General features: G+C 46.6%; 1 protein-coding gene. It reads right to left on the minus strand.

From position 1 onward, the window contains the following. A partial coding sequence (locus BIV01_RS20115; protein WP_217642560.1) for a hypothetical protein occupies positions 1 to 208 on the minus strand: 208 nt, incomplete at both ends.

Raw genomic sequence — 208 nt, forward strand, 5'->3', positions numbered from 1 at the left:
GTCGAGTGGGGAGTGCGTCTGGTCCTTGAGAACTCAACAGCGTGCACATTGTCAATGCCAATTTATTGACCCCGTGACTCATCAGCTTGCTGGTGGGTTCGGAGACAATTCCTTTTGGATTGAAGATTGTCAGTAGACAGTCAACAGTCAGAATCAACTCGCTGACATCTTCGGGTGTTGGTTGTAATTTTTTACGGAGAGTTTGATC

The organism is Curtobacterium sp. MCBA15_013 (assembly GCF_001865095.1).
In the GTDB taxonomy this organism is placed as follows: Bacteria; Actinomycetota; Actinomycetes; order Actinomycetales; family Microbacteriaceae; genus Curtobacterium.